Raw genomic sequence first — 18,104 nt, forward strand, 5'->3', positions numbered from 1 at the left:
TAGAAACCCTGACGCCACGGCAAGGTCAAGCACACCGGGGCCGGGAGGTACGATGGCCGACACGGCAGACGAGCCGGGCGGACGGCCGCGTGGGGATCCCCGGATCCCCCCGAGGAACGTCCGGGCTCCACAGGGCAGGGTGATGGCTAACGGCCACCCGGGGTGACCCGCGGGACAGTGCCACAGAAAACAGACCGCCGGGGACCTCGGTCCCCGGTAAGGGTGAAACGGTGGTGTAAGAGACCACCAGCGCCTGAGGCGACTCAGGCGGCTAGGTAAACCCCACCCGGAGCAAGGTCAAGAGGGGCCGTCGCGAGACGGCCCTGCGCGGATGATCGAGGGCGGCCCGCCCGAGTCCGCGGGTAGACCGCACGAGACCGGCAGCAATGCCGGTCCTAGATGGATGGCCGTCTCCCCGGCCGCCGCGAGGCGACCGGGTGACAGAACCCGGCGTACAGCCCGACTCGTCTGCCCCCACCTGCGGCTTTGCCCCGGAAGGGGCCTCTGGCCTGCGGTGGAGGCCCCTGAAGAGTCCCTGGGACGGAGGGGGCGGCGATGCCTCCGAGCCGGGTCGGACCGATGGGTGGGCCATCGTCAGGACTTGTGGATGCGCGGCTCCGGCCGCTGTCGGCCGCCGTGCTGCCGGAACCAGGCCTCGCGCGTGACCGCGTACTCCACATCGCCGTGCTCGGCACCCTCGATCGGCTCGGGCCACTCCTCGAAGAAGGTGCGGACCAAGGACAGTCCGGCTTTCTCCATGACCCGCCTCGAGGCGGTGTTGACCGTCATCGTCGTGGCCACGATCCGGTCCACTGCCGGCTCGGCGAACGCATGGCGCACCAGCGCCCGCGCGCCTTCGGTCGCGTAGCCCAGGCCCCAGGCGGATGGCAGCATCCGATAGCCCAGCTCCGTTCCGCCGTTCAGGCCGACGCTGGCCGCGGGCCGCAGCGAGAACCATCCCAAGAACGCCCCGGACGACTTTCCTTCCGCGGCGAAGCAGCCCTGACCCCTCGGTAGGTCGACGTACTCGCGGAGGATCCCCGGCAGCTGGTGCTGCTCGACGACGTCCCGGGGCACCGGGCGGCCGTCGTCGATCCACCGCATGACGTCGGGGTGGCCGTGCAGGGCGGCCAGGGAATCGACGTCCGCCCCGGTGAAGCGGCGAAGCGTCATCCTCTCGGTTTCCAGGTGGATGGCCATGGCAGCGATTCGAGCAGCCCGCCCGGTGTGCGGCAACTGATTTCCGTCCGCCCGTACGGACGAGAAGGCGGGGCCGCGTCGTACCGTTTCGCCATGATGCGGATTTCCGAAATGGCCGAGGACGACGGAACCGGGCCCGGCCCGGGGGTTCAGGCGTACTACGCGCAGTCTGCGGAGAGCTTGGCGGAACGGTACGAGAGCGTCTCGTTCGAGCAGGTGCATGCCGCACTGCTCGATCTGCTTCCCGAGGCACCGGCGCGTGTGCTGGACGTCGGCGCCGGAACGGGCCGTGACGCTGCCGCGCTGGCCCGGCTGGGCCACCGGGTCGTGGCGGTGGAACCGGTGGCGGAGCTCCGGCGGGTCGCGGAGCGGCTGCACGGGGAGGAGGGGATCAGCTGGCGCCGTGGCGCCCTCCCCGAACTCGCCGATCTCGATGGCGAGTTCAACGGCGGCTTCGAGGCGGTCCTGCTCTCGGCGGTCTGGATGCATCTGCTCCCCGAGGAACGGCCGGTGGCCCTGCGCCGACTCGCCGAACTCCTCGCGCCCGGGGGCGTTCTGCTGATCTCGCTGCGGCGGGGTGAACCGCCGCAGGACCGCCGGATGTTCGACGTACCGGCCGACGAGGTGGCGGAGCAGGGCCGGGCCGCCGGGTTCGAGATCGTGCGGCATGCCGGCGGCGAGCGCGACCGCCTCGGCCGCGACGACGTCTCCTGGGAGGCCCTCGCACTGCGCGTGACGAGCCGGTGACGGACGGCGCGGAGAGCCCTGGCAGCCCCTGTCGCTGCGTCGCCGCGCGGCCGTGCTGTGCGACCTCGCCGCTCTCGGGGCCCATCGACCAGGTCGTGCACTGCGCGGAGGCTGCCATCGGCCTGGCCGGCCGGTCGGACTCGGGGTTCGTCGGGAAGAAGCTGGCCGGAATCCGAGGGCGTCTTGCCCCGCTCCTGTCCGATGGCCGGGTCTCCCGTCTTGATCACAGAATCGCGGAGCTTTCGCGCACCGCATGACGAAAGGGACACGTTCATGAGCGACGGCCGGATCTTCCGCGAGGCGTGGATCGACGGTGTGAACAAGCACTACCCCGGGGAGCCGAAGCCGGGCTACATCACGCCGTGGGAGGGGACGCCGGAGTGGGAGCGTGCGGCGGCCGGGGCGGTGTGCGGGCAGGTGCGTGACTTCATCGCGGTCAGCGGTGGGCACGCGGCACGGCTCTCCCGCGAGCAGAAGGGCCGCTTCGTGGCGATCTGCTGGACCGCCCAGATGTTCCGGCACTTCGAGAACCCGAAGCCCGGATACGTCGCCGACTGGGCCGACCTCCCGGCCTGGCAGCGGGAGACGGACGCGGACATCTTCGAGCACATCGAGCGGACCGCCCGGCTCTGAACACGGAGCCCGTGACGGGCCGTTCGAGGCGGAGGGGTCCGAGGTTCTCGTACTTCGTCGACCTGTGGTCGGGGCGTGCGGACTGGCGATGTGTTTCGGGGTGGGAGGGCGGCGCTCCGGTCGGGTACGCGTACGGGTCGGAGTTCAGGCCGGGCGGCTGGTGGAAGGGGGCGGACCGGCCCAGGGACGTGCGCGGTCGGACCTTCGCCCTGTCCGAGCTGATGGTGGTGGAGCAGTGGCGGGGTACGGGTCGGGCGCGGCGGATCCACGACGCGTTGATCCGGTCGGCCGACGTCGGATTCGTGACGCTCCTCGTCGACTCCGCCCACCCCAAGGTGCAGGCCCTGTACGAGAAATGGGGCTACGGGAAGCGGGGCGAGGTCGAGCCCTCCGGGGGTGCCCCGCTGTACGCGGTGATGGTGCGCGGGACGGCGGCCGGCTGACATCCGGGATCCCCGGGTCGGTGGGGAGTTCGGCGTCCCGGAATCAGGAGGGTCTCGGGCGGGGCGGGGTGGTCCCCGGGCTGCCCCGGCCGCCTTCGGCCCGGGACGTGTACGGTCCCGGAGGAGCGGGCGATCGGCCCGTGGGTCGGGAGGTGGTCGCGGCGTGGGTGCTCTCGTAGCCCAGGTCATCGGTACGGAGCGGCTGGAGCTGGTGCCGTTGCGCGTCGGGGATGCCGAGGAGATGGCGTCGGTGCTGTCCGATCCGGACCTGCACACGTTCATCGGCGGTGCTCCGGACGCCCCGGAGGCCCTGCGTGCGCGCTACCGGCGGCTGACTGCGGGCTCCCCCGATCCGGCCGTGTCCTGGCTGAACTGGGTGATCCGGCTCCGTGCGGATTCCCGCGCGACGGGCACGGTCCAGGCGACGGTCTCCCCCTCCGGCCACGGGTCCGTCGCCGAGATCGCCTGGGTGGTGGGGACCCCGTGGCAGGGTCGGGGCATCGCGGGCGAGGCGGCCCGGGGGCTCGTCGACTGGCTCGGCCGGCAGTCGGTGCACACCGTCATGGCCCACATCCACCCGGACCACCGGGCCTCCGCCGGTGTCGCCGCGGCCGCCGGGCTCGTACCCACCGCCGAACAGCACGACGGCGAGATCCGGTGGCGGCGGCACCTCGGGGGCTGACCGCGGGGACCGGCCGGGGCGCCCGGCTCAGCAGGACCCTTCCAAGTAGGCGCGGGACAGCGCGGCGGCGCGGGTGAGCCAGTCGGCGATCACCGCGGTCTCCTCCCGCGAGTACCGCGTGAACAGCTCCGTGAGGAGCGCGTCGTACGGCCCGTAGACGGCCCGTACGCGCTCGGCGGCGGCGGGCACCGCCGTGACGAGGACCCGGCGGCGGTCGGCCGGGTCCGGTCGGCGCTCCACGAATCCGCCACGCTCCAGCCGGTTGAGGACGCCGGTCACCGCCCCCGTCGTGACGTGGGCGCGTACGGCCAGGTCCCCGGCGCTCACCGGGCCCTCGGCCTCCAGGACGTGCGCGAAGCAGACGAGGTCCGTGACGCTCAGCCCGAGGTTCCGGGCGAACTCCTGCTTGCCGACCATGTTCGTCGCGACGAGGTCGTTCATCGCGCCGATCGCCTCCGTGGCGGAGGCGGCGGGGAGCGGGGTGCTCTCCATTGAATTCCCTTAGTACGTGAGATAAATTCCTTAGCTGCTAAGTCATCGTAGTTCCTCGATGGGTGAGTGGAGGGGGCAGGCGCATGGGTGGGGCGCATCATGACGAGGGGCACACCGTCGCGGGGTGGACGGGGTTCGCCGTCGCCGTAGTGGGGTCCCTGGCCGTCGGTCTGGGGGTTGTCGGCTGGCGGCCGGGGGTCTGGATCGGGTCGGCCCTTCTGGTGGTCGCGGTGCTGGCCGCGTGGGGGCTGCATCTCGCGGGCTGGGGGAAGCCGCCGGGGGTGCGGCTGGTCGGTCGAAGGGGGTTCGGGGTGCGGGACCGCTCCGCGCGCGAGGGGCATCCGGGCTGCTTCGGCTGCCGGATGGCCGGGCGGCGGGGCGCGGTCCGGGGGGAGGTGGCCGGCGGGTCGTCCTGACGGGCGGGGTGGCGGTCGCCGTGTCGCGATGGTTGGTGCACCATGCACATCATGTGTATCTTGCATATGAAGTGCATGGTGCATATTTGCCCTGCGCGGGGGCCGTGGCCGCCGGGCGGGACCGCCTGCCGCGCAGGCGCTCAGGAAAGGAACCACCCCATGAACCCACTCGGTCTGCAGGGCAAGGTGGCCGTCGTCACCGGCGGCGCCTCCGGCATCGGCGGGGCCGTGACCAGGCTGTTCGTCGCGCGCGGCGCCCGGGTCGTCGTGGTCGATCTCCAGGAGGAGGCGGGGGAGGCGCTGGTCCGTGAGCTGGGGGACGGCGTGGCCTTCCTGTGCGGGGACGTGTCGGATCGGGCCGTCGCCGACCGGGCCGTCGCTACGGCCGTCGAGCGGTTCGGCAAGCTCGACGTCCTGGTGAACAACGCGAGCGTGTCGCGCCAGAAGCCGTTCGAGGAGCAGACGGACGACGACTGGGACCTCGCCATGGACACCGGTCTGTACGCCACGCGCAACTTCATGCTCGCGGCCCTGCCCGAGCTGAAGCGGGCAGGCGGCGCCTCGGTCGTCAACTTCGGCTCGGGCGCCGGGCTCGACGGCCAGCCCAACCAGGCGTCCTACGCGGCGGCGAAGGAAGCGATCCGCGGGCTGAGCCGGGTCGTGGCCAACGAGTGGGCCCCGTACGGCATCCGCGTCAACGTGGTCTGCCCGATGGCGCTCACGGCGGGCGTGGCCCGGTGGGCCGAGGCGCGCCCCGAGCAGTACGCGCAGTCCGCGGCCAAGGTGCCGCTGGGCCGGTTCGGCGACCCGGACCGGGATGTCGCGCCCGTCGTCGCCTTCCTCGCGAGTGACGATGCCCAGTACATGACGGGTCAGACCCTGATGGCCGACGGCGGTGCGATCAAGCTCCGCTGACGGTCGGGGCGAGTGGTGGAGGCAGGGGTGTCGGACGAGGGGATGCTGGGCGGGGCGGTCCCGGGCGAGCGGGCGGAGGCGGAGGGCGAGCGCCTGAAGGAGCGGATCTACGCCTCCCTCACCCTGCTCGCGGTGCTGGTGGGGCTGGCGCAGGGCGGGCACGCCGGCCGGACGGGGGCGGCGGTGTCGGTCGCGGTGACCGCCCTGGGGCTGTGGCTGGCGACCCTCGTCGCGGACCTCCAGGCCCATCCGGTCGTGTACGGGCGCCGCCCGCGGCTGCGGGAGATCCGGCACGCGCTGTTCACCAGCAGCCCGCTGCTGAGCAGCGCGGCCGGGCCCCTGCTGCTGATCGGCGCGTCCGGAACCGGCCTCTTCGGGCTCACCACGGCGCTGTGGATCTCGGTGGGCAGCGAGGTCGCCGCGCTGGCCCTGTGGGGGTTCGTCGGCGGCCGGCGGGTGGGCTCCGGCCGGGCGGGCGCGGCGGTCGCCGCCGTACTCAACGCGGCGATCGGCGCGGGGGTCGTCTCGGTGAAGCTGCTCGCCGGGCACTGATCCCGCGCCCCGGTCCGGCCCCCGCCGGACCGGGGCGGTCCGGCCCCTACCGGCGCGGAGCCGGTACCGACGACGCGAGCGGGGTGCGGCGGGCGTGCGCCAGGCGTTGGCGGCGGGCTTCGTAGAGGACGACGGAAGCGGCGTTCGACGCGTTCAGGGAGCTGGCGGAACCGGTCATCGGGATGCTGACCACATGGTCGCAGAGCTCCCGCCAGGCCGCGCTGAGGCCCGCGGTCTCGTTGCCGATCAGCAGCAGGACCGGCCGGGTCAGGTCGAACTCCGCGATGTCCGCCTCGCCGTTCTCGTCCGTGCCGACGACGGCCACCGGCAGGCCCCGGGCGCGCTGCTCGTCCAGCCACGCCATCACCTCGCGGTGCGAGGGACTGCGCACCACGGGCACGGAGAAGAGCGAACCCGTCGAGGCCCGGACGGACTTGGGGTCGTACGGGTCCGCCGCGTGCCCGGTGACGATCAGCCCGTCGGCCCCCATCGCGTCGGCCGACCGCGCGATGCTCCCGATGTTGCCGGGCTGGGTCGGCCGGTCGAAGAGCAGCCCGAGGAAGTCCTCGTGGACCCTGATCCGTGACAGGCTGTCCGGCTCCATCGCGACCACCGCCAGCAACTCCGCCGACCCGTCGGCCTTCTCGCTCAGCTCGGCGAGCAACTCTGGTGCCATCACGATGCGTTCGGCGCCGACCCGGCGCAACAGGTCCTCGGCCCAGCGGGAGGGCGGGCGGTCCGCTCCGTGGATCAGGGACCGTACGGTCCAGCCGTGTTCCACCGCCATCGTGATCGGGCGTACGCCCTGGACCAGGAACTCCTTGGCGCGCCCGCGCTTGGTGCGGTTGCCGAGCAGTGTCTGGAGCTGCTGGAAGCGGGCGTTGCGGGTCGAGATCCGCTGAACTGCCACCCGGGTCCTCCGAATCGAAGTCGATCGCCGCGCGGCGCGTGCCCCCGCATCCTCTCCCACTCCTTGTACGGAAGGCCAGTTGGCGCGATCCGGCCGCCCGGTCGGCGGCTCGCCCGCTTGAGCGGTGCGTCCGCCCTTTCTCGGCTCCAGGACTGGAAATAGATACCCCCTGGGGGTATGTTCTTCCGCGTGGATACCCCCTCCAGGTAAAGGAGTTGTTCTGTGATGTCCGCATCATCCGCACGAAGCGCATCGGGCGCGCCGTCCGACGCGCGGAGATGGTCCGCGCTCGCCCTGATCGCCCTGGCCCAGTTCATCGTCATCATGGACACCTCGATCATCGGGGTGGCCCTGCCCAGGATCCAGTCCGACCTGGGCTTCTCCCAGGAGAACCTGTCGTGGGTGTTCAACGCCTACGTCGTCGCCTTCGGCGGGCTGCTGCTGCTCGGCGGCCGGCTCTCGGACCTGCTCGGCGCCCGGCGCCTGTTCAGTGCCGGGTGGGTCGTCCTCGCCGCGGGTTCCCTGGCCGCCGGCCTCGCCGGGGAGGTCTGGGTCGAGCTGACCGGACGGGCCCTCCAGGGCGTGGGCGCCGCGCTCATCGCACCGTCCGCGCTCACCCTGCTGATGACGCTCTTCGGCTCGCGCCCCAAGGAGCTGGGGCGGGCCTTCGCGCTGTACGGTGCCGCCGCGCCGGCCGGCGGGACCGCCGGGGTCTTCCTCGGCGGCGTCATCACCCAGTACGCCAGCTGGCCCTGGGTCTTCTACATCAACGTCCCCGTCGCGCTGGCCGTCCTGCTCGTCACGCCGGCCGTCATGCCCTCGGGCGCGGGGCGGCGCGGATCGGTCGACCTGGCCGGTGCCGTCACCGTCACCGCGGGCCTGGCCGCCGCCGTCTACGCCATCGTCCGGGCCCCCGAGACCGGTTGGGGCTCCGGCGAGACCTGGCTGGTCCTGCTGGCCGGGGTGGCGCTCGTCGCCGCCTTCGTCGCGATCCAGTCCAGGCGGCGCGAACCGCTGATGCGGCTCGGGATCCTGCGGGCGCCCAACCTGGCCGGGGCCAACCTCGCCCAGCTGCTGATGGCCGCCGCGTGGATCCCCATGTGGTTCTTCCTCAACCTCTATCTCCAGCAGGTCCTGGGGCTGGGCGCCTTCGCCTCCGGTGCCGCGCTGCTGCCGATGACCGTCGCCATCATGATCATGATGATCGTGCTGGCACCGAGGCTGATCTCCCGCTTCGGACCCAAGCCCCTCATCGTCCTGGGCCTGCTGGCGCTCGGGGCCGGTATGTTCTGGCTCTCGCTGGCCCGCCCGGACGGCAGCTTCCTCGTCGACGTCCTGCCCGCCTCCCTGCTCGCGGCGGTCGGCATGTCCCTGGCGTTCATCCCGTCGCTCGGCACCGCGCTCTCCAGCGCCCGCCCGGAGGAGGGCGGCCTGGCCTCGGGGATCGTCAACACCAGCTACCAGGTGGGTTCCGCGCTCGGCCTCGCCGCGATGACCGCGATCGCCGCCGCGCACGGCTCCCGCGAACTCGGCGACCCGGTGGCCCTCACCGACGGCTTCTCCGCCGCCTTCACCGGAGCCGCGGTGCTCGCCGTGGTCGGGGGCCTCGCCGCCCTGCTGACACTGCGCTCCGCGCCCGCACCGGCCGAGGAGGGTGCGAACGGGTGAGCCGGAAGGAAGCGGAATGTCTCCGCGATGACGGAACCGGGCGGCGTCCGCGGCCCGGGGCGGGTGTCCGCCCCGGCCCCGGACGCCGCTCCGTTTCTCACCCCGGACGCCGCTCCGCACCCGCCCCGCAGGCCGGGCGCCGGGCGGTGACCAGCAGGGCCGTGGTGCGCAGCCGGAGCGCCCCGTCCCGCTCGTACGGCTCCAGGAGTTCGACCAGGCGCCGTCGAGCGCGCTCCCGGTCGGCCGCCCCGACCTGGTCCAGCAGATGCCGGCCCGGTCCCGAGCCCAGCAGGAAGGCGGCCGCGTCGGCGGCGTCCCGGCCCCAGATCCCGTACGCCTCCACCGGCTCGGTGCGGACGGCCTCGTACCCGGCGTCGGACAACACCTCCCGTACGGTCCCCGGATCGGCCAGCGAGAACATCCCCGGGGCGCCGGGTGCGCCGAGGCCGCCGACCGGGAGGATGCCGCGCAGCCCCCGGATCGCCCCGAGCCACTCGGTCCGGCCGGGATCCGTGGAACAGACGAAGGCGATCCGGCCGCCGGGCCGCAGCGCCCGCCCGACATTGGCGAACGCCGCCACCGGGTCGGCGAAGAACATCACCCCGAACCGGCTGACCGCCACATCGAAGGAGCCGGGGCCGAACGGATGGACCTGGACGTCGGCCCGCTCGAACGCCGTGTTGCCGAGGCCCTCCCGCCGCGCCGAGACCCGGGCGCGGGCGAGCATCGGGGCCGACAGGTCCACCCCCGTGGCCCTCCCGAGGGCCGCCCGCCGCGCGGCCAGCCGGGTGGTGCGCCCCGCCCCGCAGCCGAGGTCGAGCACCCGGTCCCGCTCCGCGACGCGGGCGGCGGAGAGCAGGAGTTCGTTGAACCCGTCGTTCACGTCGTCCCAACGGGCCTGGTTCTCGGCCCAGTACGTCCCTTCGTAACCGTTCCACGCCTGGTCCTGGCTCTCATTGACGATCTGTCGCATCCCTTGCTCCCGACGGAAACGGCTAGTATGGGCAAGTGCCCATACATGGTCGGGCAAAGGTATGGGCAAACGCCCATGCTGTAAACAGGGCGAGAGGGAGGGGCTCATGTCCCCGCGTGGTGTGACGACTCCGGACGTGCGCGAGCTGCTGTTCGCCGCCGCGGAGCGGGTGCTGGAACGGGAGGGGCCGGGAGCCCTGACGAGCAGGGCGGTCACCGGCGAGGCGGGCTGCGCGAAGGGGCTGCTGCACGCCCACTTCGACGGACTGGACGCGTTCGTCGCGGAGCTGGTGCTGGACCGGTTCGCCCGGGTGGCCCGGCACGCCGAGGGGCTGCCGGGCCGGGTGGGGCGGGGTGCCGTCGCGGCGAACCTGCTCGACGTCGCCCTGGCCCTGCTGGCCTCCTCCGGGCCCACCGTCGCGGGCCTGGCGCTCGCCCGCCCCGCGGCCGCCGCGCGGATCCGGGCCGCCCTGCTCGACGGCGCGCCGGGCTTCGGCACGGTCCAGGAAGCGATCACCGCCTACCTGGACGCGGAGCGCCTCGGCGGGCGGGTCGCGGAGGCGGCCGACACCGGGGCCGTGGCCCTCGCCCTGGTCGGCACCCTCCACCATCTGCTCATGACCGGCGGGCCCGACCGGGGCGCCGAGCGGGACCGGGTCGCCCGGCTGGTGGCCCAGCTCGACGCGGGCCTGCGGCCGGACGGGCCGGCCGCAGGCGGATGACCGGGCCGTCCGTCACCCCAGCCGGACGCGCACCGTGTGCGTGGCCCCCGCGCTCGCGCTCAGGTCGCCGTACGTCAGGGTCAGCGCGGAGCCGGTCCGTACGCCGGTGACGCTGCCCGGCCGGGACAGCACGGACCTGACCGGGCGGCGCCAGGTGAGGGTGAGGCCGGTGACGGTGCGGGACGGGTCGGCGACGCAGACCGTGGCGGTGCCGTCGCGCTTCTCGCGGATCTGCACGCAGACCGGAGCGCTCGCCGTGACCGGGCCCGCCGTGCCCGCCGCCCAGAAGGTGATCCCGGTGAAGCCGAGCGAGGGGACGTGGATGCCGGTGCGGTCCGCGTCCTGGGCGAGGACGCGCAGCCAGCCGGTGTCCGCGGCGCGCGCGGCGGTGCGCGCGGCGCTCGCGCCCGGCATGAGCACGTACGCGTAGGAGCCGTCCGCCGGGTCGGTGCCGTGGTCCTGCCAGAGCGTCAGGTAGCGGCGGGTCAGCGGCGCGGCGGGGCCGTCGTCGTTGACGTCCCGCCAGGCGCCGGTGCGCTCCTCGCGCAGGGCGTGAAGGGTGGTGGTGCCGGGAAAGACATAGCCCGCGTGCCCGTCGACATGGGCCCACTTGGTGCGGCGGGTGGTGGTCCAGCCCTGGTCGGCGGGTTGTGCCCGGCCGTCCAGCAGCAGCCGCCGGGTGCCGTCGGCGCCGAGGAAGCGGTTGTCGATCACCGTCTCCACCGCCGCGCCGTCGGCGGAGGTGATCCCGGAGCCGAGGCAGACCACGCAGTCGTCCAGCCAGAACCAGGACTTGCGGGCGTGCATCGTGCTCGCCAGGCCCTGGAGGTGCTGGCCGGTGGTGCCGAACTCGCCGTCGCCGGTGCCGCCCACCCAGCTGGTCGCCGGCACCGGGTTGGCCCAGGCGCCGCCCTGCCCGTCGGCCAGCTTCTTCCGGGAGACGGTGGTGCCGGGCAGCCGGTACGGGTCGACGGTCGGCCAGTACGCGTCGGAGTACTGGTCCTGGCCGGTCTCCGAGCCCCACCACTGGAGCCAGCCCGCCCCGGTGTGCCAGCCGCGCTTGTTCTCGCCGTTGCCGAACTCGTAGTGGGCGATCCGGGCCGAGGCCATGGAGAGCCCGGCGCCCCAGCCGCGGCGGCGGTGGGTGACCCGGTCCATGTAGTGGAAGACGCGGTGCGCGGACGGCTCGGGGGCGGGGGCGACGCCCGCGTCGTCCAACAGGGTCTGCAGCCGCGCGGTGTTGACCAGGCTCAGCGAACCGGCCGCCAGCGCCGGGGCGTAGTGGTCGCGGACCAGCCAGCCCTTGACCATCGCCCGCCAGCGGGCGTTCTCCTCGGGCTCGGCGCCCAGGCCGAGCAGCACGATGGAGGCCATGACCCCGTGCGCGCGGGTGTGGTCGCTGGTGCCGGCGCGGGTGACGCCCCGCCCCGAGACGTTGTCCATCATCAGCCCGTCGTACACGAACGGGGCGATGGCCGCCTCGATGGTGTCGAGGAACTGCCGGCTGCCCGGGTCGGTGATCTCCCAGGCCGACCCGCGCAGCAGGGCGAAGAGCCGGCCGAGCCCGTCGTTGAGCACCGCGCCGTAGCCGCCGATGTACGGGATGGACGTGTGCTGGACGAAGGAGCCGTCCGGGTAGAAGCCGTCGCCCTTGGTGACGTACGGGAAGACCGGCGAGAGCGCCGCGACGGCCAGCGCGATCTTGGCGGCGTCGGCGCCGACGATGCCGCGCAGGATGATCCCGCGGCACAGGCCGACCCGGTTGGCGCCGGTGCTGGTGCCGGTGTACGAACCGACGGCCGAGTCCGGCAGGAAGTGGTCGACCGCCGCGCAGTACGCCGCCCGCTGATCGTCCGTCAGCTCGTCGTGGAGGAGTACGCAGGTGTCCAGCAGGGCCTGCGGTGCGCCGATCTGCCAGTTCCACCAGTTCCCGTAGCGGGCGGTCGACGGGTTGAAGACCTCGGCGTGGAGGTGGTCGAGGCCGGTGATCACCGCGTCGCGCAGGGCGGTGTCGCCGGTGAGCCCGGTGCCGGGCTGGGAGTACGCCTCCGCCATGGTGCGCAGCCGGTTGTAACCGGTGTTCATGTTGGCGGAGAAGCCGAAGGACTCGGTGTCGGTGTCCGGATCGGGGTCCAGGTAGACCAGGTCGGGCCAGAGCGAGCCGGTGGCGGGTGCCATCGCGGCGCGGTGGGCGGCGGCCTGGGCGCCGAGCTCGGCGAGCTTGGTCCGGAACGGCTCGGCGGTCGGGCTGAATCCGGTGCCCAGATAGAGCTCGCGCCACTTCGCGCGCAGCGCGGCGAACGCGTCGTCACCGGCGGCGGCCGCCGGTGACGTGGCGGCCGTGGTGGCTCTGGCGAGGGAGGTGGCGGCGGAGGCGGGGGACGGCAGGCTCAGCGCGAGCGCCGTACCACCGCCCGCGGCCAGCAGGGTGCGACGGGACCAGGCAGATGTCATCGAAGCTCCGGGGGAGTGAGCCAATGCGTGGAACGGCGCCGTAGTAAGCGTTTTCTAGCATGGGAGCGACAGGGCCCTCAAGAGGTGCGCCGGGTCCGGGGCCGGATCACGCGTCCGGGATCGGCTGCTCGGCCCAGATCGTCTTGCCGCGCCGGGTGTAGCGGCTGCCCCAGCGGGTGGTGAGCTGGGCGACGAGATACAGGCCGCGGCCTCCCTCGTCGGTGAGCAGGGCCCGGCGCATCCGGGGCTGGGTGGCGCTCGGGTCGGAGACCTCGCAGGTCAGCTGCTTCGCGCGGATCAGCCGCACCTCGACCGGGCCGCCCGCGTGCCGGATGGCGTTGGTGACCAGTTCGCTGAGGACCAGCTCGGTGGTGAAGACCAGCTCCTCCAGCCCCCAGGCGCGCAGCTGGCGGGCGGCGTCCTGGCGGACCCGGGCGACGGCGACCGGATCGGCCTCCACCGGCCAGACGGCGGTGTTCCCGGCCGGCACCGCGTGGGTGCGGGCGAGCAGCAGGGTGACGTCGTCGGCGAGCTGGTGCGGGGGACGGGCGGCGATGATCTCCCGGCCGAGCTCGCGCAGCGGCGCGGTGGTGGCGCCGGGGCGGGCCAGATGGCTGCGGAGTTCGGCCATGCCCGCGTCCATGTCGCTGTCGCGCCCCTCGATCAGCCCGTCGGTGTAGAGCGCGAGGAGGCTGCCGGGGGCCAGCTCGATCTCGGTCATCTCGAACGGCAGCCCGTTGACGCCCAGCGGAGGTCCGGGGTTCAGCGGTACGTACGAGACGGTGCCGTCCGGGGCGGCGACGGCGGGCGGCGGGTGCCCGGCGGAGACCATCGCGCAGCGCCGGGAGACCGGGTCGTAGACCGCGTACAGGCAGGTCGCGCCGACCGGATCGGCGGCCCGGTGGCCGAATTCCGCCCTGCTCTCGTCCGTACGGGTGAACGGGTCGGACCGCGCGGCCCGGTCGTCGGGCCCGGTCGCTCCGTCCTCCCCGCTGTCCTCGGCCCCCTCGCCCGGCTCGTCGCGGAGCTGGGAGACCAGGTCGTCGAGGTGGACCATCAGCTCGTCCGGCTCCAGGTCGAGATCGGCGAGGGTGCGCACGGCGGTACGGAGCCGCCCCATGGTGGCGGTGGCGCCGAGACCGTGCCCGACGACGTCCCCGGCGACCAGGGCGACCCGGGCCGAGGACAGCGGGATCACGTCGAACCAGTCGCCGCCGACGCCGGTGGCGGTGTCGGCGGGCAGATAGAAACCGGACGTCGTCACGGCGACGGTCTCCGCCTGCGCGGGCGGCAGCAGGCTGCGCTGGAGGCCCACGGCGGCCCGGTGCTCCCGGGTGTAGCGGCGGGCGTTGTCCAGGGCGAGGGCGGCGCGCCCGGCGATCTCGCCCAGCAGGTCCAGGTCGGCCAGGGCGTACTCGGGCCGGCCGGGGCCGTTCCGTACCGTCACCCGCCCCAGGAAGCTGCCCCGGGCCCGCAGCGGGACGGTCATCGACGCGGGGAAACGGTTCAGCACCGGGGCGCAGCGCGGATCGGCCCGCACCGCCGCACCGTCCGCCGCGGGAGCACCGCCCGTCACGGAGGCACCCCCGTCCGCCGGAACCTCGCCGTCCCCGGGAAGCGGTCCACCGGAAGGCGCACCGTCGGAAGGCGCTCCTCCGGGAGGTGCTCCTCCGGAAGGCGCCCCGTCGGGAAGCGCTCCGGCCACCGCCGTCCGGAGCAGCGGCAGCAGCCCGTCCTCGCCCGGCACCGGTTCCTCGCCCGTGAACACCGCCTCGGCGATCTCCACCACCGCGAGGTCGGCCAGCTCGGGCACCAGCACGTCGGCCAGCTCCTCACCGGTCCCCGCCACCGACAGCGAGCCGCCGACCGCCGCGGTGGCCCGGTGCAGGATCGCCAGCCGCTCGTCGGAGCGGCGCTGCTCGGTGACGTCGGTGAACAGCGCGGTGACCCCGAAGACCTCCCCGTCCGGCGCCTGGAGCCGGAAGGCGGAGATGCCCATCACCGCCCCGCCGGCCGGGTCCTCGATGGTCCGTACGGTCTCCTTCGCCAGGATCAGCGGACGCCCCGTCCGCAGCACCTCGCGCAGCAGGGCCTCGACCGCCGCCGCGCCCTCGGGCTCCAGGAAGTCCGCCAGCCGCTTGCCGCGCAGATCCGGCGCGAGGCCGGTGTACGGCAGCAGATGGGTGTTGGTCCGCACCAGCCGCAGCTCCGCGTCGAACACGGCGAGCCCCAGCCGGTCCTGGAGGAAGAGCTCCCGGGTGAACGCCTGGTCCTGCCGCCACCGGTCGACCGTCCCGACCGGGGCCCAGAGCACGAAGTACCGGGCCGCCCCGTCGGTGTCCGCGAGGGGCAGCGCGTGGAAGACGATGTTCATGGGTTCGCCCCGGCCGGTGCGCACCACGGTCTCGCCGGACCAGGCGGCGTCCCGGTGCCCCTCGGGCGCCGGGGGCCTGGAGGCCGGGGCCGCGAGCAGTTCCACGGCGGGGCGGCCGCAGACCTCCTCGGCCGTCAGCCCGAACAGCTCCGCCGCCGCGGGCGTCCAGCCGACGACCAGCCCGTCCGCGTCGAGCAGCGCTCCGGCGGCGCTGTCCGCGAACGGGAGCCCGCCGTACCCGGGCGCGCCCGGGAGGGTCTTGCCGTCCACCTGTCGCTCAGCTCCCTCTCCCGGCACTGCCGACGGTCCCGTGCCGCGTCCGCGGACGTCTCCATCATCCCTCCGCCCACCGCCGCCGCCAGTTCCGGCGGACGGGCTTTCGCCGCTCGGGGCCCGGACCGCAGCTGGGTGGGGCAGTATGTCGACCAGTCGACCGGCGGGAAGGTTCTGCATGTCCGAACATACCGGGGCAAGCCGCGGGGCACTGCTGGCGGTGAGCGACCTGCACGCCGCGGTGGCGGACAACCGACCTGTCCTGGAGGCCCTGAGACCGGGCTCGGACGAGGACTGGCTGATCGTCGCCGGTGACGTCGCGGAGCAGCCGGACGACGTGGAACGGTCGCTGCGGCTGCTCGCGGACCGGTTCGCCCGGGTGATCTGGACGCCGGGGAACCACGAGCTGTGGACGACCCCGCGCGATCCGGTCCAACTGCGGGGCCGGGAGCGGTACGAGCTTCTGGTCGAGGTGTGCCGGGGGCTCGGGGTGGACACCCCGGAGGACCCGTACCCGGTGTGGCGCGGGCCCGGCGGACCGGCGGCGGTGGCGCCCGTCTTCCTGCTGTACGACTACAGCTTCCGGGCGCCGGGCACCACGACCAAGGAGGAGTCCCTGGCGTACGCGCGCCGGACCGGCGTGGTGTGCACCGACGAGTACACGCTCCACCCCGACCCGTACCCGAGCCGCGAGGAGTGGTGCCGGGCCCGGGTGGCGGAGACGGAGCGGCGGCTGGCGGCCCACGACTCGGCCGTCCCGCTGGTGATCGCCGGGCACTGGCCGCTGGTGCGCGAGCCGACCGACGTCCTGTGGTACCCGGAGTTCGCCCAGTGGTGCGGCACCTCGCTCACCGCCGACTGGCACCGCCGCTTCAACACGGCGGCGGTGGTCTACGGCCATCTGCACATCCCGCGCACCACCTGGTACGACGGGGTGCGCTTCGAGGAGGTCTCCATCGGCTACCCGAGGGAATGGCGCAAACGCGGCCATCCCAGGGGGCTGTTGCGCCGGATCCTTCCGTACGACGGCGGCTGACGCGGCCGGCCCCGCCCGGCGGCGGGCGGGGCGGGCGGGCTGTCGGTGGGTCAGATGACCGGCGGGCGCCCCAGCTTCGTCATCCGCCACACCGTGCGCCAGCGCATCGGCCGCCGCCGCCCGCACGGGGTGCGGACGCCCTCCGCGAAGCCGCCGGCCCAGGCGCGCAGCCCGGTCGCCGATCGGGTGCGGGCCAGCGTGAGCAGGGTCCAGGTGCCCAGGTAGGCCGGGACCAGCGGGAGGGGCAGGTGGCGGCGGGCCAGCCAGACCCGGTTGCGGGCCGTCATCCGGTAGTAGACGGCGTGCCGGGCGGGTGACGTCTTGGGGTGCTGGAGCAGCAGATCGGGCTCGTAGAGGATCTTCCAGCCGGCGTCCAGCGCCCGCCAGGACAGGTCCGTCTCCTCGTGCGTGAAGAAGAACTCCGCGGGCCAGTGCCCGGTTTCGGCGAGCATCTTCATCGAGAAGGCGTGGCCGCCGCCGAGGAAGGCGGTGACCGGTCCGCCCCGCATCGGGTCGCCCGCCCGCAGCCGGGGGACGTGGCGGCGCTGGGTCTCGCCGTGCTCGTCGGCGATCCGGAAGCCGATGACGCCGAGCCGGGGGTCGGCGGCGAACATGTCCCGGACCTTGCGGAACACCCCGTCGTCGACCAGGAGTCCGTCGTCGTCGAGCTCGATGACCACGTCCACGTCGCCGAGCTCCGCGAGTCTGGCGAGGGCGACGTTGCGGCCGCCGGGGCAGCCCAGGTTCTCCGGCAGTTCGATCACCGTCACCCCGCCGGAGAGGTCCGACAGGCCGGGGAAAGCGGCGAAGTCGGGGAGGGAGGTGCCGTTGCCCACGACGACGAGCCGGGCGGGACGGACGTCCTGCCCGGCCACCGAGCGCAGCAGGGCCTCGACCTGCTGCGGACGGTCGCCCATGGTGACGACGGAAACGGCGATGCGCGGTTCGGACACGGTCGGTACTCCTGGTCTCGCTGCGGTGCCGCGATCGTAGTCCCAGGAGATGGTCGCCCGTTGTTCGGCCACCCGTCGCCGTACCGACACGGCCCCCGGGTACGGGCCGGGCGCGGGTCGCGGTCACCGGCCGGACAAGGGGCCCGGCCGGTGGTTCCGGCGGATCAGTGGCAGTTCTTGGTGCCCTTGTTCGCCTTCGTCCAGGAGCAGGAGTCGAGCAGCTTGGCGCTCGGCTTGATCAGCCGGGCCTTGTCGCCGGTGTTGTTCCACACATACGAACCGCGGTTCCAGTACACGTGGCCCGAGGTGTTCTTCCCCTTGCCGGTGTGGACCCGGACGGTCTTGCCCGCGCCGACCGTGTGGCTGCCGAAGGTGTAGGTGTAGCCGGTGTTGTCCTTCAGCTTGTAGCCCTTGAGCTGGAGCTTCGTCTTGCCGTTGTTGTGGATGTCCACCCACTCGGCGTTGAGCGAGGCGTTGCTGCGGTTGTCCTTGCCGGGGCTGTCGTACTGGATCTTGCCGAGGTGCAGCCCGCCCTTGTGCTTGGCGGCCGACGCGGGGGCCGCCAGGAGCAGCGATCCGGCCAGGGCGGTGACGGCGGCCAGGGCGAGCGGGGCCGTGGAGCGTATGCGCATGCGGTGTTCCTTCTGTGAAGTACTGGTGAA

At 73.5% G+C, this 18,104-nt stretch carries 18 protein-coding genes and 1 other RNA gene; 11 read left to right on the plus strand and 8 right to left on the minus strand.

From position 1 onward, the window contains the following. Positions 1 to 69: 69 nt before the first annotated feature. An RNA gene (gene rnpB, locus ACIQGQ_RS14240) (RNase P RNA component class A) lies at positions 70 to 471 on the plus strand. Positions 472 to 594: 123 nt separating this feature from the next. On the opposite strand, the gene ACIQGQ_RS14245 is transcribed toward rnpB, so the two are convergent. After that, entirely contained in the window at positions 595 to 1,200 is a 606-nt protein-coding gene (locus tag ACIQGQ_RS14245) for a GNAT family N-acetyltransferase (protein WP_402394955.1), read from the minus strand. Between the two features lie 93 nt (positions 1,201 to 1,293). Between ACIQGQ_RS14245 and ACIQGQ_RS14250 the strand changes: the two genes are divergently transcribed. The 4 genes from ACIQGQ_RS14250 (at position 1,294) to ACIQGQ_RS14265 (ending at position 3,705) form a co-directional block, all read left to right on the plus strand. Further along, the gene (locus tag ACIQGQ_RS14250; protein ID WP_402394958.1) at positions 1,294 to 1,947 is read left to right on the plus strand and encodes a class I SAM-dependent methyltransferase; all 654 of its coding nucleotides are present in this window, start codon (positions 1,294 to 1,296) and stop codon (positions 1,945 to 1,947) included. 273 nt (positions 1,948 to 2,220) lie between these two features. Then, a complete protein-coding gene (locus tag ACIQGQ_RS14255) occupies positions 2,221 to 2,580 on the plus strand; it encodes a hypothetical protein (RefSeq protein WP_402394960.1) in 360 nt (119 codons plus the stop codon). A gap of 11 nt (positions 2,581 to 2,591) precedes the next feature. Further along, positions 2,592 to 3,023: a GNAT family N-acetyltransferase gene (locus ACIQGQ_RS14260; protein WP_402394963.1), complete on the plus strand. Its 432-nt coding sequence runs from the start codon at positions 2,592 to 2,594 to the stop codon at positions 3,021 to 3,023. 163 nt (positions 3,024 to 3,186) lie between these two features. Beyond that, positions 3,187 to 3,705: a GNAT family N-acetyltransferase gene (locus ACIQGQ_RS14265; RefSeq protein WP_402394966.1), complete on the plus strand. Its 519-nt coding sequence runs from the start codon at positions 3,187 to 3,189 to the stop codon at positions 3,703 to 3,705. A gap of 27 nt (positions 3,706 to 3,732) precedes the next feature. Here ACIQGQ_RS14265 and ACIQGQ_RS14270 read toward each other — a convergent pair whose 3' ends face one another. Continuing rightward, entirely contained in the window at positions 3,733 to 4,197 is a 465-nt protein-coding gene (locus ACIQGQ_RS14270) for a MarR family winged helix-turn-helix transcriptional regulator (protein WP_402394969.1), read from the minus strand. Positions 4,198 to 4,280: 83 nt separating this feature from the next. Here ACIQGQ_RS14270 and ACIQGQ_RS14275 point away from each other — a divergent pair, with 83 nt between their 5' ends. From ACIQGQ_RS14275 to ACIQGQ_RS14285, 3 genes are all read left to right on the plus strand, one after another. Further along, a complete protein-coding gene (locus ACIQGQ_RS14275) occupies positions 4,281 to 4,613 on the plus strand; it encodes a hypothetical protein (RefSeq protein WP_402394972.1) in 333 nt (110 codons plus the stop codon). A 159-nt stretch (positions 4,614 to 4,772) separates the two neighbouring features. Continuing rightward, positions 4,773 to 5,528, plus strand: a complete 756-nt coding sequence (locus ACIQGQ_RS14280; protein WP_402394975.1) for an SDR family NAD(P)-dependent oxidoreductase — start codon at positions 4,773 to 4,775, stop codon at positions 5,526 to 5,528. A 27-nt stretch (positions 5,529 to 5,555) separates the two neighbouring features. Further along, positions 5,556 to 6,080, plus strand: a complete 525-nt coding sequence (locus ACIQGQ_RS14285; RefSeq protein ID WP_402394977.1) for a hypothetical protein — start codon at positions 5,556 to 5,558, stop codon at positions 6,078 to 6,080. 46 nt (positions 6,081 to 6,126) lie between these two features. Here ACIQGQ_RS14285 and ACIQGQ_RS14290 read toward each other — a convergent pair whose 3' ends face one another. Continuing rightward, positions 6,127 to 6,990, minus strand: coding sequence for an RNA methyltransferase (locus ACIQGQ_RS14290; RefSeq protein WP_402394980.1), 864 nt, complete (start codon positions 6,988 to 6,990; stop codon positions 6,127 to 6,129). A gap of 225 nt (positions 6,991 to 7,215) precedes the next feature. Here ACIQGQ_RS14290 and ACIQGQ_RS14295 point away from each other — a divergent pair, with 225 nt between their 5' ends. Further along, complete coding sequence (locus ACIQGQ_RS14295) at positions 7,216 to 8,658, plus strand: MFS transporter (RefSeq protein WP_402394982.1); 1,443 nt, start codon at positions 7,216 to 7,218, stop codon at positions 8,656 to 8,658. 97 nt (positions 8,659 to 8,755) lie between these two features. Here ACIQGQ_RS14295 and ACIQGQ_RS14300 read toward each other — a convergent pair whose 3' ends face one another. Next, entirely contained in the window at positions 8,756 to 9,631 is an 876-nt protein-coding gene (locus tag ACIQGQ_RS14300; RefSeq protein ID WP_402394985.1) for a class I SAM-dependent methyltransferase, read from the minus strand. A 106-nt stretch (positions 9,632 to 9,737) separates the two neighbouring features. On the opposite strand from ACIQGQ_RS14300, the gene ACIQGQ_RS14305 reads away from it, so the two are divergent. Then, positions 9,738 to 10,352, plus strand: a complete 615-nt coding sequence (locus ACIQGQ_RS14305; protein ID WP_402394988.1) for a TetR family transcriptional regulator — start codon at positions 9,738 to 9,740, stop codon at positions 10,350 to 10,352. Positions 10,353 to 10,364: 12 nt separating this feature from the next. Here ACIQGQ_RS14305 and ACIQGQ_RS14310 read toward each other — a convergent pair whose 3' ends face one another. Next, positions 10,365 to 12,806, minus strand: coding sequence for a polysaccharide lyase 8 family protein (locus ACIQGQ_RS14310; RefSeq protein WP_402394991.1), 2,442 nt, complete (start codon positions 12,804 to 12,806; stop codon positions 10,365 to 10,367). Between the two features lie 106 nt (positions 12,807 to 12,912). Continuing rightward, positions 12,913 to 15,450, minus strand: a complete 2,538-nt coding sequence (locus ACIQGQ_RS14315) for a SpoIIE family protein phosphatase (protein ID WP_402394993.1) — start codon at positions 15,448 to 15,450, stop codon at positions 12,913 to 12,915. A gap of 181 nt (positions 15,451 to 15,631) precedes the next feature. Between ACIQGQ_RS14315 and ACIQGQ_RS14320 the strand changes: the two genes are divergently transcribed. Beyond that, complete coding sequence (locus tag ACIQGQ_RS14320; protein ID WP_402394996.1) at positions 15,632 to 16,489, plus strand: metallophosphoesterase family protein; 858 nt, start codon at positions 15,632 to 15,634, stop codon at positions 16,487 to 16,489. Positions 16,490 to 16,539: 50 nt separating this feature from the next. On the opposite strand, the gene ACIQGQ_RS14325 is transcribed toward ACIQGQ_RS14320, so the two are convergent. Beyond that, positions 16,540 to 17,442 carry a glycosyltransferase family 2 protein gene (locus ACIQGQ_RS14325; protein ID WP_402394999.1) on the minus strand — a complete coding sequence of 301 codons (903 nt, stop codon included), beginning with the start codon at positions 17,440 to 17,442 and terminating at the stop codon, positions 16,540 to 16,542. 164 nt (positions 17,443 to 17,606) lie between these two features. Beyond that, entirely contained in the window at positions 17,607 to 18,074 is a 468-nt protein-coding gene (locus tag ACIQGQ_RS14330; protein ID WP_402395001.1) for a lamin tail domain-containing protein, read from the minus strand. Between the last annotated feature and the right edge of the window lie 30 nt (positions 18,075 to 18,104).

The sequence above is a fragment of the Streptomyces sp. NPDC092952 genome (genome assembly GCF_044754785.1).
GTDB lineage: Bacteria > Actinomycetota > Actinomycetes > Streptomycetales > Streptomycetaceae > Streptomyces.

What these genes read in the sequence shown, in the direction of transcription:
- ACIQGQ_RS14250 (WP_402394958.1), top strand. Translation starts at nt 1,294, where the DNA reads ATGATGCGGATTTCCGAAATGGCCGAGGACGACGGAACCGGGCCCGGC.
- ACIQGQ_RS14330 (WP_402395001.1), bottom strand. Translation starts at nt 18,074, where the DNA reads ATGCGCATACGCTCCACGGCCCCGCTCGCCCTGGCCGCCGTCACCGCC.
- ACIQGQ_RS14300 (WP_402394985.1), bottom strand. Translation starts at nt 9,631, where the DNA reads ATGCGACAGATCGTCAATGAGAGCCAGGACCAGGCGTGGAACGGTTAC.
- ACIQGQ_RS14295 (WP_402394982.1), top strand. Translation starts at nt 7,216, where the DNA reads ATGTCCGCATCATCCGCACGAAGCGCATCGGGCGCGCCGTCCGACGCG.
- ACIQGQ_RS14270 (WP_402394969.1), bottom strand. Translation starts at nt 4,197, where the DNA reads ATGGAGAGCACCCCGCTCCCCGCCGCCTCCGCCACGGAGGCGATCGGC.
- ACIQGQ_RS14280 (WP_402394975.1), top strand. Translation starts at nt 4,773, where the DNA reads ATGAACCCACTCGGTCTGCAGGGCAAGGTGGCCGTCGTCACCGGCGGC.
- ACIQGQ_RS14245 (WP_402394955.1), bottom strand. Translation starts at nt 1,200, where the DNA reads ATGGCCATCCACCTGGAAACCGAGAGGATGACGCTTCGCCGCTTCACC.
- ACIQGQ_RS14255 (WP_402394960.1), top strand. Translation starts at nt 2,221, where the DNA reads ATGAGCGACGGCCGGATCTTCCGCGAGGCGTGGATCGACGGTGTGAAC.
- ACIQGQ_RS14310 (WP_402394991.1), bottom strand. Translation starts at nt 12,806, where the DNA reads ATGACATCTGCCTGGTCCCGTCGCACCCTGCTGGCCGCGGGCGGTGGT.
- ACIQGQ_RS14320 (WP_402394996.1), top strand. Translation starts at nt 15,632, where the DNA reads ATGTCCGAACATACCGGGGCAAGCCGCGGGGCACTGCTGGCGGTGAGC.
- ACIQGQ_RS14275 (WP_402394972.1), top strand. Translation starts at nt 4,281, where the DNA reads ATGGGTGGGGCGCATCATGACGAGGGGCACACCGTCGCGGGGTGGACG.
- ACIQGQ_RS14305 (WP_402394988.1), top strand. Translation starts at nt 9,738, where the DNA reads ATGTCCCCGCGTGGTGTGACGACTCCGGACGTGCGCGAGCTGCTGTTC.